Source organism: Nocardia sp. NPDC005998 (genome assembly GCF_040614395.1).
Taxonomy (GTDB): Bacteria; Actinomycetota; Actinomycetes; order Mycobacteriales; family Mycobacteriaceae; genus Nocardia.
Genome location: NZ_JBEXUI010000080.1, coordinates 1 through 12,361, shown reverse-complemented (window position 1 = coordinate 12,361; position 12,361 = coordinate 1). Strand labels below are relative to the sequence as shown.

At 65.4% G+C, this 12,361-nt stretch carries 13 protein-coding genes and 1 pseudogene; 5 read left to right on the top strand and 9 right to left on the bottom strand.

What is annotated here, in order from left to right; all coding sequences use genetic code 11:
• A pseudogene (locus ABZ293_RS41600) lies at positions 1-208 on the top strand (hypothetical protein); the annotation flags it as partial.
• Between the two features lie 37 nt (positions 209-245).
• On the opposite strand, the gene ABZ293_RS41595 reads toward ABZ293_RS41600, so the two are convergent.
• The 3 genes from ABZ293_RS41595 to ABZ293_RS41585 form a co-directional block, all read right to left on the bottom strand.
• On the bottom strand, positions 246-440 hold the full coding sequence (locus tag ABZ293_RS41595; RefSeq protein WP_355189845.1) for a hypothetical protein: 195 nt from the start codon (positions 438-440) through the stop codon (positions 246-248).
• Positions 441-495: 55 nt separating this feature from the next.
• Positions 496-933, bottom strand: a complete 438-nt coding sequence (locus ABZ293_RS41590) for a hypothetical protein (RefSeq protein ID WP_355189844.1) — start codon at positions 931-933, stop codon at positions 496-498.
• 178 nt (positions 934-1,111) lie between these two features.
• Complete coding sequence (locus ABZ293_RS41585) at positions 1,112-1,330, bottom strand: hypothetical protein (protein ID WP_354960862.1); 219 nt, start codon at positions 1,328-1,330, stop codon at positions 1,112-1,114.
• 312 nt (positions 1,331-1,642) lie between these two features.
• Between ABZ293_RS41585 and ABZ293_RS41580 the strand changes: the two genes are divergently transcribed.
• Together ABZ293_RS41580 and ABZ293_RS41575 are read left to right on the top strand one after the other, a co-directional pair.
• Entirely contained in the window at positions 1,643-2,809 is a 1,167-nt protein-coding gene (locus tag ABZ293_RS41580) for a serine hydrolase domain-containing protein (RefSeq protein WP_355189843.1), read from the top strand.
• 38 nt (positions 2,810-2,847) lie between these two features.
• On the top strand, positions 2,848-4,356 hold the full coding sequence (locus ABZ293_RS41575) for an alpha/beta hydrolase (RefSeq protein ID WP_355189842.1): 1,509 nt from the start codon (positions 2,848-2,850) through the stop codon (positions 4,354-4,356).
• A 50-nt stretch (positions 4,357-4,406) separates the two neighbouring features.
• Here the strand turns inward: ABZ293_RS41575 and ABZ293_RS41570 are convergent, their stop codons facing one another.
• The 3 genes from ABZ293_RS41570 to ABZ293_RS41560 all read right to left on the bottom strand — a co-directional run bounded on the left by ABZ293_RS41570 (position 4,407) and on the right by ABZ293_RS41560 (position 7,444).
• Entirely contained in the window at positions 4,407-5,051 is a 645-nt protein-coding gene (locus ABZ293_RS41570; protein ID WP_355189841.1) for a response regulator transcription factor, read from the bottom strand.
• Complete coding sequence (locus ABZ293_RS41565; RefSeq protein WP_355189840.1) at positions 5,039-6,274, bottom strand: sensor domain-containing protein; 1,236 nt, start codon at positions 6,272-6,274, stop codon at positions 5,039-5,041. The genes ABZ293_RS41570 and ABZ293_RS41565 overlap by 13 nt, the downstream gene beginning before the upstream one ends.
• Before the next feature lie 192 nt (positions 6,275-6,466).
• Positions 6,467-7,444, bottom strand: a complete 978-nt coding sequence (locus ABZ293_RS41560) for a helix-turn-helix domain-containing protein (RefSeq protein WP_355189839.1) — start codon at positions 7,442-7,444, stop codon at positions 6,467-6,469.
• 114 nt (positions 7,445-7,558) lie between these two features.
• Here ABZ293_RS41560 and ABZ293_RS41555 point away from each other — a divergent pair, with 114 nt between their 5' ends.
• Together ABZ293_RS41555 and ABZ293_RS41550 are read left to right on the top strand one after the other, a co-directional pair.
• Positions 7,559-7,855, top strand: coding sequence for an antibiotic biosynthesis monooxygenase (locus tag ABZ293_RS41555; protein ID WP_355189838.1), 297 nt, complete (start codon positions 7,559-7,561; stop codon positions 7,853-7,855).
• 236 nt (positions 7,856-8,091) lie between these two features.
• Complete coding sequence (locus ABZ293_RS41550; RefSeq protein ID WP_355189837.1) at positions 8,092-8,415, top strand: DUF4326 domain-containing protein; 324 nt, start codon at positions 8,092-8,094, stop codon at positions 8,413-8,415.
• 243 nt (positions 8,416-8,658) lie between these two features.
• Here ABZ293_RS41550 and ABZ293_RS41545 read toward each other — a convergent pair whose 3' ends face one another.
• The 3 genes from ABZ293_RS41545 to ABZ293_RS41535 all read right to left on the bottom strand — a co-directional run bounded on the left by ABZ293_RS41545 (position 8,659) and on the right by ABZ293_RS41535 (position 11,869).
• A complete protein-coding gene (locus ABZ293_RS41545; RefSeq protein ID WP_355189836.1) occupies positions 8,659-10,455 on the bottom strand; it encodes an MDR family MFS transporter in 1,797 nt (598 codons plus the stop codon).
• The gene (locus ABZ293_RS41540; protein WP_355189835.1) at positions 10,452-10,958 is read right to left on the bottom strand and encodes a MarR family transcriptional regulator; all 507 of its coding nucleotides are present in this window, start codon (positions 10,956-10,958) and stop codon (positions 10,452-10,454) included. Before ABZ293_RS41540 ends, ABZ293_RS41545 begins: the two co-directional genes overlap by 4 nt.
• A gap of 89 nt (positions 10,959-11,047) precedes the next feature.
• A complete protein-coding gene (locus ABZ293_RS41535; protein WP_355189834.1) occupies positions 11,048-11,869 on the bottom strand; it encodes a crotonase/enoyl-CoA hydratase family protein in 822 nt (273 codons plus the stop codon).
• Positions 11,870-12,361 lie beyond the last annotated feature (492 nt).

Sequence of the window (12,361 nt, the reverse complement as noted above, 5' to 3'; positions counted from 1 at the left end):
GAGCTTGGCCGCGGGTGTTCACGCCCGCGGCGAAGCTCGTCCGATATATACCCGCTGTCCCAAGGTCGCGCAGTTCCTCGATGTAATGCGCGAGGCGGGCGGTGCGGACACGTCGAGTGCTTTTTCTCGACTCCTGGCATGCAGCCGCAACCTGCTCTCCGGCGCGGCCCGGCTCGATACCTACCTCACAATGCTCGAGCGGACGTAGCGCCGGTCACCGGGGACGCGGTGCGGGCAGACGACATCTACGCCGATTGGCTGGTGATCAAGCACCACAGGTTGAGAAGGGGGTCGGCGTTGCACCACCCGCCAGCAACGGGCTCAGTCTGCGCCGGGGCAGGCGATTCGAGCGGAAGGGGGGCGGCCATGGCGGCGCCGCCGCCGGCCAGGGTCGCCGTGCCGATCAGGACACCGACGATGATTCGACGCAGTGCGAACATTGGAAACTCCTCAATACATAGGATGGTTGGGATAGAGCATTAGGGTGGTAGCGAATTAGATAGCGACGCAGGCGGATCCGAGATTGACGCCGGTGCCGACATCAACGGGCTGCCTGATCTGTGCCGACGCGTTCGGCTGGACGGCGTAGATGTAGGTGATCTTCGTCGAGGACGGACTCCATGTCGCCTTCGCGACGCCGCCGGAAGGCTTCGCCTCGGCGAATCCGCTGGGCCCCTGGCCTTCCTCGAAGAAGTAGACCGTCTGGCTGTCGTCGTCCACCGTCACGGTCACGGTGTATGAACAGGTCGTTCCGTACCGGTGCGTCCCGAGGGTGAACCCGGGCGCGATCGCGATGCTGGTGACGGTCGCCGAGGCCGACGGCGCGGTCAATGCGGTCACGCTCGCGACGACACCGAGTGCAGCCGCACCCGCGACGATGCGGTTCCGCCTGGGCGCCGAGAACTGTTGAACCTTACGAGTTTTCGAACTCATGGTCCATTCGTCGGATGATCCTCGTATGCCGTTAGCAACACTGCCTGCCCCCAAAAGTGGGGGCAGGTATCACCCTGACTCTGTGTCCGGACATGCGAAAGGGACATCCGGTCGATCCGGATGTCCCTTCGAGCTCGATTTACGGTGCGGTTACACCGAATTCGAGTAGCGCATCGGCTCAGTAGTAGATGTACAGATCCCAGCCGCTGTAGGTGTCGACGCACTCCCAGTAGTAGCCGCCGGTGGCGGGCGAGGCGCCGTCCGACGCACATGCCGCATAGGTGGCGTAGCTGCCGTAGTAGTAGCCCGTTGCGGCCGAGGCGGTGGCTGCCGTCGACACCCCGGCGACGGCGGCGGTGGCAAGAAGACCGGCCGCGATGAAGGACTTGATTCGCATTTCACTGCTCCTGAAAGCGAGGTTGATTGATTACCTCGCTAACCGTAGGTACGCCGCGCGCCCTGAACAGCCGACCCTAGGGCTCGAAGATCGCCCCCTTGGGCAACGCCACCTTCTTCACCTTGCCCTGTGCCCGAGAGGTTTTCGGCGCACCTCCCGTTGGTAGTGCAGGCACTACCAACCGACACCAGGTGGTGCTACCCGGAATTCGGGTGCGCACGGGATGGGCACGACCAGCCCGGATTTCTAGGCTCGAATCGCGAGGGAGCAAACGATGACTCCTGCGTTCGAACAGGAGGAAATCACTTGCTCATGAAGGTATTTCGGCGCCATTCCGGCAGGTGCGCATTATCGGGAATCGCGGTGGCGGCGATCCTGGCCAGCGCGGCTTGCGCGACATCCACCACCGCGACACCATCGCAGGAACTGACCGCCGCAATGGAGCAGGTGGTCAAGAGCGGCTTCCCCGGCGTGCAGGCGGTAATCGACGGTCCGGGCGGGCACCGCACGCTGACCGCGGGCGTCGGCGACCTCCGGACGGGTGCGCCATTCGCCGATAACGCGCAGGTGCGGATCGGCAGCAATACCAAAACCTTCGTGGCGACGGTGATTCTGCAATTGGCGGCCGAGGACAAGGTCGAACTCGACGCACCCGTGGAACGGTATCTCCCGGGTGTGGTGCAGGGCAGTGGGAACGACGGCAACCGGATAACCGTGCGGCAGTTGCTTCAGCACACCAGTGGCGTGCCCGACTATTTGGGACATGGCAGCGCCGAGGGCGGCATGGAAACCACCGGCAGTCAAATCGACCCCACCTCGGATGCCGCCCGCCGACGGCAGTTCGCACCCGCGGACCTGGTCCGCATGGCCATGACCATGCCGCCGAACTTCGAACCCGGCGCGAAATCGGTCTACACCAATACCAACTACATTCTGCTCGGTATGCTGATCGAACGCGTCACCGGTCAACCGCCCGCCGCGGAGATCACGCGCAGGATCATCGAACCGCTCGATTTGCGAGCGACGTACTTTCCAGCCGACGGCGACACCGGAATTCACGATCCACATCCGTCGGGCTATCACGAAATCGATGGCAAGCGAATAGATTTCACAGAACTGAATACCTCATGGGCGGGCACAGCGGGAGCGATGATCTCGACCGGATCGGATCTGAATCGATTCTTCATCGCATTGTTGAGCGGAAAGCTATTGCCCGCAGCGCAATTCGCGCAGATGCAGCAGACCGTCCCATTCGACCGCGGCCCCGGCGAGGGTTACGGATTGGGGCTGATCCACCGCCCCGTGCCGTGCGGCAAGGAAGTGTGGGGACACGGCGGCAGTATTCCCGGTTTCGAAGTCCGCACCGGCGTCGCCGCCGACGGGACCGCGGTAGTGGTGAGCACGAACCAACTGCCCGCCGGTCAAACCGCCTTCGACGCCGTCGAGAAGGTATTCGATATCGCCATCTGTAGCGGATGACCAGCGAAAACATGCGACCGAGAAACGGAGGATCGACAGTGCTACGCAATAAGGTGGCGATGGCCGTGCAGGCCGGCTTGGCCGTTCTGCTCGCGGGTACGGGACTGGCCTGCGCCAACCCTGCCGATACGGACGGTCCGGGCCTGGAGCGCTTCTATAGTCAAGCGCTGCAATGGAAATCGTGTGACAACCCGCGGCTGGACGAAGCGCACGCCCAGTGCGCCGATGTGACCGTTCCGCTGAATTACAGCGCCCCGCAGGGCGAGACGATCACCGTGGCGATCTCGCGCATGGCCGCGACCGATCCCGCGCGGCGGCACGGGGTGGTGCTGTCCAACTCCGGCGGACCCGGCGGGGAGGGGCTCGATTTCATGGTCGATGTCGGTGCGGCGATGACCCCCGATGTGCGGGCCAGCTACGACTTGATCGGCATCGATCCGCGCGGGGTCGGGCGCTCGTCACCGGTCGACTGTCACTGGCCACACGGCTACGGACTGCAGGCGGCCGGTATCGACGCGGCCAGCTTCGCCGAATCCGTAGCCGCACAGCGCGATCTGGCGAACCGCTGCGCCACCACCGAGGGCGAGCGATTGCGGCACTTCACCACGCGCAATACCGCGCGGGATATGGATGTGATCCGCGGTGCGCTCGGCGAGCAGCGGATCAGCTACTTCGGCACCTCCTATGGCACCTACCTGGGAGCGGTCTTCACCCAGATGTTTCCCGAGCGCAGCGACCGAATCGTATTGGACAGCACCGCCGATCCGGACCGGTACGGGCCCGTCGGCATGATGCAGGATATGGGTCCGGCCAATGAGGCCGCGTTGGACATGTGGGCGGACTGGACCGCCGCGCACGAGGACGAATATCACCTGGGCGCAACCCGCCAACAGGTCCGCGACAAGGTGCTGGAACTGATCCGCCGCTCGGCCGCGGACCCGATCCGGTTCGGCGACTTCACCATCGACGACCACATCGTGCCGGTACTGCTGTTCATCGAGCTGGACGCCCCGAAAAAGTATCCGACGCTGGCCGCCACTGTACGTCAGCTCGCCGACGCTGCCGACGGCAGAACAGTCGAGCTCGCGCCCGAATTGCACTCGGCGCTGGACTTCATGCTCAACGCACAGCCGCGCGACAATTCGGCACAGTTCGCCATTATGTGCGGCGATGTGGCGGTACCAACGGATCCGGCTTGGTACTGGGGCAATATCGAAGCCGCTCGCGCCAGCCAACCGGTATTCGGCGATTTCGTCAACAATCTGACACCGTGTGCGTTCTGGGCTCCGCCCGCCGAATCGCCAACACAGGTGCGCAATTCGGTGCCGACGCTGATCGTGCAGTCCACCGGTGACACCCGCACGACCCATTCGGGTGCGGTCGCCATGCACCGAGATCTGACCGCATCCCGCATGGTCACCCTGCAGGATGTCCCGATCCACTGGATCTTCGGGAATTATCCGAACAACTGCACCTACGACGTGGTGAACACCTACCTTCGCGACGGCACGCTCCCGACTGCGGACGTGACCTGTCACGCGGACTGACCGATACGCCGATCGCCCGAACCCCATTGTGGTTCGGGCGATCGGCGAATTCACGCGTTCAGATACGCGAGCACGGCGAGCACACGCCGATGACCGACCTCATCGGCCGCCAATCCGAGCTTCGCGAAAATACTCCGAATATGTTTGTGCACAGCACCTTCGGTGACCACCAACCGCTCGGCAATGGTGGTATTGCTATGCCCCTCCGCCATCAATGCGAGCACCTCCCGCTCCCGCGCGGTCAATGCGGCCAACGGATCATCCGCCTTGCGCCGCACCAACAATTGCGAGATGACCTCGGGATCCATAGCGGTACCGCCGTCGGCGACGCGGCGCAGCGAATCGAGGAATCGGTCGACCTTGCCGACCCGCTCCTTGAGCAGATAGCCGACGCCACCGGCACCGTCGCCGAGTAGTTCGGTGGCGTAGGAGTCCTCCACATACGACGACAACACGAGCACCGGCAGGCCGGGATGCAGCTCGCGGGCGCGCACCGCGGCTCGCAGGCCGTCATCGGTGAAGGTCGGCGGCAATCGAATGTCGACGACCACCGCATCCGGGCGGTCGGCGGTCACCGCGGCGAGGAAGTCGTCGGCATTGTCGAAGGCCGCGGCTACCTCGATACCCGCGGTATTCAGCAACAACACCAACCCCTCCCGGAGCAGGGCGTCATCCTCGGCGATCATGACCCGCACGGCAGCTCCACTCGCAACACAGTAGGGCCACCGACCGGACTGGTGAGCGTCATCCGCCCGTCCAGCGCCTCGGCGCGGCGGCGGATGCCAGCCAGCCCGCCGCCGTACGCCTCCCGCGCACCGCCGACACCGTCATCGGTGATCACGATCGCCAACACCTCGGCGGCACTGCCGAGCACAATCGAAATGGACTGGGCTTCAGAGTGTTTGGTGGCATTCGTCAAAGCTTCGGCGATGACGAAATAGGCCGCGGCCTCGACCGCTGCCGGGAGCCTGCCCACCCGGCTCGAATCCAGCACCACCGGAATGGGACTGCGCGCGGCGAGCGCCGACAGTGCGCTGGCCAGCCCGCGATCCGACAGCACCGGCGGATAGACACTGCGCACCACATCACGCAGCTCCGCGAGCGCGGCGGTCGCGGTGTCCTGCGCCTTGCGGGCCATGCGCTGCGCCGCTTCCGGATCCTGTTCGCGCAGTTGATCGGCCAATCCGAGCTGCATGATCACCGCGGCGATCCTGGCCTGCGCGCCATCGTGCAGATCACGCTCGATCCGCCGCAGTTCCGCGCCGTGCGCATCCAGTGCGGCCGCCCTGGTCGCGGTGAGCGCGGCCACCCGATCGGCCAGCAGGACATCCTCCGAGGGCGATAGCAGCAGGCGCGCGGCCATGGCCTGCCAGTCCGCGATCATCGGCAGTTGCAAGGCCAGCGCGGCGACCGGCACCGCGATCACCATGCTCAGCACCGCCTTCGGCCACGAGTCGACGGTGAGACCGAAGTTGGCGATCGTGCCCGCGGGCAGCAATTGCCAGTACACCGGAATCAACAGCTGATTGACCACACTGACCGGCAACGCGACCGCCAGAATCGCGACATAGATCCCGGTCACCGCATGCAGCAGCAGCCACCCGATATCGCGGCGATTGGCCGGATCGGCAAATGCCGTCCCGAGGCGCTGCCGCAGATCGCCCTCCATCGGCCGATATACCGCCTCGATCGGCGCACCGAGTCGCCACGCCGCCCTGCGCCGTTCGGCTCCGATCAGGGGCCGGATCACCCGAATCGCCTCGGGAATCGCCGGAATCCCCACCCCGATCAGACTCAGCGCCGCCACGAAGAGCAGACCGATCAGCGCGAACATGGCCAATACCGAGGTCACGCCGCCGACCGCCAGATACCCGACCGCGGACGGCAGCCGCCGCATCCCGGACCTGACATATCGCATAGTCAGCACTTCCCCAATATCGTCACGAAGCGACGGTAGTCCACGCCACCAGGGAGAGGTTTGCGGCGACCGTTCTCGAAGCGAGAGAGCACACCAGCGTCGTTTCGGAGCACGCGCGCCAACTCCCTGACCGACAGCCTGCGCCTGCAGCCGCAGCAGTTCAGCCCCTGCCGCCAACCGGTTCTGGGCGGGTCATAGGCCCCGAAGGGCCAGCGTGGTCTTGCCGGTGCGTTCGCGAAGCAGCACGCGCAGTGTGTTCGGGTGCTCGTAGCCGACTCTCCGGGCGATGGCTTCCAGCGGCAGCTCGGTGGTGCGCAGCAAGTGGGAAGCCTGCTGGATCCTGAGGTCCTGGACGAAGCGGATCGGCGAGGTTCCCATGGTGCGCCGGATGGAGCGTTGCAGCGTGCGGTTGCTGACGCCGATGGCTTTCGCGGCATCGGGGATGCTGATGGGCTCGGACAGGCGTTCGCGGACCCAGCGTTCGAAGTCCGCGACCGTGGGATCGTTCTGTGCCAGGGCGCTGGGAATGGTGTAGGTGGACTGGGACGGGCGTTCGTCGACCACCAGGTAGCGGGCCACCAGGTCGGCCAGTGCGGGGCTGCTCGCCCGGACGATCGCCAGGGCGAGGTCTACGTGTCCGAAGGCTGCACCTGCGGTAGTGACGCCGCCCGAGGCGATGACCATACGGCTCTGATCGAGCTGGACCGCCGGGTACCTCCCGCGGAAAATCGGCGCCAGCCACCAGGTTGTCGTCGCGCGCAGGCCGTCCAGGACTCCCGCCTCGGCCAACAGGAAGGTGCCGGTGCAGGCCGAGGCGATGGCGGCGCCGCGTTCCCGGGTTCGTGCGATCAGGTTCCGAACGGCAAGCGACTGGTCACCGCCGACATGGTCGAGCAGCGCCGCGGGGCGACGTTCCGCCAGAGCGGGGACGATCAGCAGATCGGCCGCATCGGCGTGCGCAAGGGGCTCGGCCGTGACCAGGTGTCCGGCTCCGGTGCGCACCTGGGGCTGGGGGCCGACCGTGGTCACGTGCCAAGACGGCGGTTCGACGATCTCCTCGCCCATCACGTCGGCCTCCTCGCCCATCGCATTGGCGCTGTCCAGTACGTCGAGGATCGCCGCGAGGCCGGAGTCGAACACCCCCTCGTAGACGAGAACCGCCACCTTCATGGCGTAAATGATATCAAAAGTGTCGTTTCTGCCACTGATGCCGTCGCTGATCAGCGACGTAGGTTTGCTATAAGCCGCAGATCCCGCGGCTTTCCGAGACAAGGAGTGACCACGATGAAGATCGGTCTGCTGGCCCGTATCGAGGCCAAACCCGAGTACGCCGACAAGGTAGCGGAGATGCTGCGAGATGCGGTGACGCTCGCCGAGCGGGAGCAGCACACGGTGACCTGGTTCTCGTTCCGCCTGGACGCCACCACCTTCGGAGTATTCGACACGTTCAACGATGAGCAGGGGCGTCAGGAGCATCTGAAGGGCGAGATCGCCGCCGCACTCATGGGCGCTGCGGAAACCATGCTCAGCGCGGCTCCGGTCATCACACCCGTGGACCTGCTCGGCGTCAAGATCTCCTGACGGGACTCGGCGGACCACATCCGAGTGAGAGACGGACAACTGAGGTGCGAGGCGGTCACCGTCCACGTCGGCCGGACCATGGCGACGGCTGAGGCACGGGTCACCAGCACCACCGACGGCAAGCTATACGCCCATGCCACGACCACTTGCGCGATCCTCACACCCTCGAGCGCGGGCCAGGACCAAACCGCCTCCTGAGCCGTTCGGCCGAGAAGACCACCGAAAGAAGGCAGACCATGAGCCGAACGACGGTCGTGAACCTCAAAGGCCATCGAGACGACCCCGACTACGCGGACGTCGTCTACGTGGGCCGGGCAATGACCAGAGGCGGCTGGCATCTGGCGGAATCCCCGATGGCCAGCCCTTTCCGCCCCGGACCTGACGGCACGCGTGCAGAAGTCCTGGCCAAGTACCGCGCCCACTTACTCGGCCGACCGGATCTCCTGGCACTCCTCCCAACTCTTCGCGGCCGCCGCCTCGGATGCTGGTGCCTCCCCCAGCCGTGCCACGCCGAAGTGATCGCTGAACTTGCCGACTCCGAAGGGGTTTCCGATCTCTAGGCAGCCGGACGCGAGGAGCCGAACGCGTCCGACCGGGACTTCGGAACCCGCTGTGTCGATGTTGTCGATCACCGCTCGGGCACCGGCTCGCAGCCAGCGGTCGGCCTCGTCCAGGTCACGAACCCGACTCTGACCACAACTCGATTCGATGGGCCCGGCGAACGCTGCTGCCCGGAACCGTGAAACGAGTTGCGCCCGGCCCCGACGACTGCCGGGACCGGGCGCGATTCACTCCGGACAGGTTCAGGCGGAACCGCCGGACCTCGGTCCGACACCGTTGGTCGAACTCACCGCATCCTCGGATAGCAGTGCCTCGCCACCGACGGTCGACAATTCGGTGCGCTCGACCACATCCGGTCCGGCACCATTGGCCGCATCACCCTTGGCCGCATCACCCTTGGCCGCCTCGATACCGCCGACCATCCGCAGCGGCACTTCCTTCCAGAACAGCACCAGGATGAGCGCGAGCAGCGCGATACCGGTCACCGAAAGGAATACCGTCGACATCGATTCGGAGAATCCGACCTTGAACGGCCGCGCCAGCTCCGGATTCAGCTGCTGCACGATCGAGCTGTCCTTCAGCACCCCACCGGCCGCCGAAGTGTCATGCGCGAGTAGACCTTTCGCGAGCGCGGCATCGGCGGGATTGCTGCTCTGGGCACCCTCGGCCACCGCGTGCTGGAACGCCGGATCGGTGGCCGCGGACTGCATCTCGGTGGAGATATTCGGCGTCAGCTGCGCGAACAGAATCGACAGGAATACCGCGACACCCAGGGTGCCGCCGATCTGCCGGAAGAAGGTCGCCGCGGCGGTGGAGACGCCCATATCCTTGGGCGGCAACGCATTCTGCAGCGCCACGGTGAGCGGCTGCATCAGATTGCCGAGCCCGAATCCGGTGCAGACCATGAAGATCATGGCGACCCACAGCGGGCTGTCGGCATTCAGGAAATGCAACAGGAACAGGCCCAGCGTCAGCATGGTCGCACCGATGACCGGGAAGATCCGGTAGCGCCCGGTCCGCGAGATCAACTGGCCGGAAACAATCGAGCCGGTCATCATGCCGACCACCATCGGCAGCATCTGCAGACCCGCCATCGTCGGGCTCGCCCCGCGCACCACCTGCAGGTACTGCGGCAGCAGCGAAATTCCGCCGAACATGGCGGCGCCGACCACGAACGAAATCAGCACGCCGAGTGCGAACGTCCCATTGGCGAACATCCGCAGCGGAATCAGTGCCTTATCCCGCATCGTCTTCTCGACCAGCACGAACCCGATGACGCCGAGCACGCCGATCACATAGCAGACAATGGATCGTTCACTGCCCCAACCCCATTCGCGGCCCTGCTCGGCGACGATGAGCAGCGGTACCATGCCGATGGCGAGCACCAGCACACCCCACCAGTCGACTCGGTCGGTGGAGTGCGGCCGCTTCGGCAGCTTGAGCACCCTGGAGACAACGCCGAGCGCGATCAGGCCGACCGGCACATTCACCAGGAAGACCCAGCGCCAGCCGCTGACCCCGAGAATGGTGTCCTGTCCGGCGAGCACACCGCCGAGCACCGGGCCGATCACGCTCGAGGTGCCGAATACCGCCAGGAAGTACCCCTGGTACTTGGCGCGTTCACGCGGGCTGAGGATATCGCCGAGGATGGTCAGCGCCAGCGACATCAAACCACCCGCACCGAGTCCCTGGAATGCGCGGAACGCCGCCAGCTGGTACATCGACTGCGCCATCGTGCACAGCAGCGAACCGATCACGAAGATCGAGATGGCCGCCATGAAGAACGGCTTGCGGCCGAACATATCGGACAACTTGCCGTACAGCGGTGTCGCGAGCGTCGCGGTGATCAGATAGGCGGTGGTCGCCCACGCCTGCATCGAATAGCCGCTGAGATCGTCGGCAATGGTGCGGATCGAGGTGGAGACGATCGTCTGGTCCAATGCCGCGAGCAGCATGCCGAGCATCAGACCACTGAGAATGGTCAGGATCTGCCGGTGGGTGAAACCCGTGGACTCCTCCACGGTGGCCGGTGCTGTCACGAGTCTTTCTCCATCTCGAATCTGTACAGGTTCTCGTCGTTGCGGATGGCCGCGAGCATGGCGGGCTTGGCCAGCTCGTAGTCGTCGACGAACTGTCGCAGCAGCCCGGCGAAGGCGACCCGGTCCCGCGGCGTCCAAGCCGCCATTACCCGCGTCAGGTTTTCGTGCCTGCGCCTGCGGATCCGCTCGGCGACCTCGCGACCGAGTTCGGTGACGACCAGCACGGTGGCGCGACCGTCATTGCGATCGGCCTGCCGTTCGACCAGTTGCCGCTCGACCAGGTGGGCGACGTGTCGACTGATCGTCGACGCATCCGAATGCACCGCGTCGGCGAGTGCGCCCGAGCGCATCGGCCCGTCACAGAGCAGCCGGAACAAGATCGCGAATGCCGCGGGATCCACGCCGTCCCTGGTCCGCAGCTGCGCCGCGGTCCGATCACGGATCCGCTGCAGGCGGGTGAGCTGAATTGCGATCGTGTCGACCGACCGCTCGTCCTCATCCACTGGACTCACCTTTACTTGCGTCAATCAATTAGTTGCGTGATACAAGTATGTAGACGACCTGGCGGCTAGGGCAAGCAATTAAACGGCCTTTACCGGCCCTTGAACTCCGGGGCGCGCTTCTCGAAGACCGACTGGATGGCCTCGGTCAGGTCCTCGGACGGCAGGAATGCGGAGTTCCACGCGGACACATAGCGCAGCCCGGCCGCCACCTGATCCTTGGTGCGCTGCTCGAGCACATCCTTCGCGCCCTGCACCACCAGCGGCGGGTTCGCGGCGATCTCGCGCGCAGTGGTGTGCGCCGCGTCCAGTACCGCGTCCTGATCGGCGAATACGTCATTGACCAGGCCGATCTTCTCGGCGCGCGACGCGTCGATGTCCTTGCCGGTGTAGGCGAGTTCGCGCAGATGCCCCTCGCTGATGATCCCGGGCAGCCGGTGCAGCGACCCGATATCGGCGACGATCGCGACCTTCGCCTCGCGCAGGCTGAACTTGGCGTCCGCGCTCGCATAGCGGATATCGGCGGCGGCGATCAGATCCAGCCCACCACCGATGCACCAGCCGGAGACCGCGACGATGACCGGCTTGCGGCAATCGGCCACCGCGGTCACCGCGGCCTGCATCCGGCGCACCTCGTAGAGGAAGTCGGTGCGCGGCGCGGCAAGTGCCCTATCCGCCAGCAGCGGACCGAACATCCCGGCCATCGCGGGCAGGTCGAGTCCATAGGAGAAGTGTTTCCCGGAACCGGTGAGCACAATGGCACGCACCTCGGGATCCGCGTCCAGGCCGCGGAAGATCTCCGGCAGCTCCCGCCAGAAGTCCGGACCCATCGCATTGCCCTTGCCGGGACCGGTCAGTGTGACCTGCGCGACATGGTCTTTGGTTGCAACGGTAAACGCCTGCCAATCAGTCATTTGTACAGCGTATCGAGACGGTCGTCTGCGGCCTCTCGCAACCACCACGGAGCGAGTTTTACGAGCCACGTTCGCGGCCCGTCTCGCATCCGAGCCGTCGAAGTACCTGTGCCGCAGCCATCGATCTCGGCCACTGGTACCGGATTGCCCGCGCCTCGCAGTCCGGTTTGCGATCAGTTCGCAGCCCGGCCGCTTCGGTACCCGCCGCGGAGCGAGTCTTACGAGCGACCGTTCCCGGCCCGTCTCGCGCCCGAGTCGTCGAAGCGCATACACCGCAGGCACTAGCCTCGACCGCCGGGCGGCACACCTCCGGCGCCGAACTACCCCACCTCAGGCGCCCCACCACGGAGCGAGTCTTACGAGCGACGTTCGCGGCCCGTCTCGCGTCCGAGTCGTCGAAGCGCATGCGACGCAGTCGCGAGTCTCGACGGCTCGGACGCGAGGCCCACCCGTCGCCCGACCACAACGGAAGAGCACACCTCTGAAATCCAA

Excerpts from the sequence above, each read along its gene's own strand:
- ABZ293_RS41535 (WP_355189834.1), bottom strand. The coding sequence starts at position 11,869 with ATGACTGATTGGCAGGCGTTTACCGTTGCAACCAAAGACCATGTCGCG.
- ABZ293_RS41595 (WP_355189845.1), bottom strand. The coding sequence starts at position 440 with ATGTTCGCACTGCGTCGAATCATCGTCGGTGTCCTGATCGGCACGGCG.
- ABZ293_RS41590 (WP_355189844.1), bottom strand. The coding sequence starts at position 933 with ATGAGTTCGAAAACTCGTAAGGTTCAACAGTTCTCGGCGCCCAGGCGG.
- ABZ293_RS41560 (WP_355189839.1), bottom strand. The coding sequence starts at position 7,444 with ATGAAGGTGGCGGTTCTCGTCTACGAGGGGGTGTTCGACTCCGGCCTC.
- ABZ293_RS41550 (WP_355189837.1), top strand. The coding sequence starts at position 8,092 with ATGAGCCGAACGACGGTCGTGAACCTCAAAGGCCATCGAGACGACCCC.
- ABZ293_RS41565 (WP_355189840.1), bottom strand. The coding sequence starts at position 6,274 with ATGCGATATGTCAGGTCCGGGATGCGGCGGCTGCCGTCCGCGGTCGGG.
- ABZ293_RS41585 (WP_354960862.1), bottom strand. The coding sequence starts at position 1,330 with ATGCGAATCAAGTCCTTCATCGCGGCCGGTCTTCTTGCCACCGCCGCC.
- ABZ293_RS41580 (WP_355189843.1), top strand. The coding sequence starts at position 1,643 with ATGAAGGTATTTCGGCGCCATTCCGGCAGGTGCGCATTATCGGGAATC.
- ABZ293_RS41555 (WP_355189838.1), top strand. The coding sequence starts at position 7,559 with ATGAAGATCGGTCTGCTGGCCCGTATCGAGGCCAAACCCGAGTACGCC.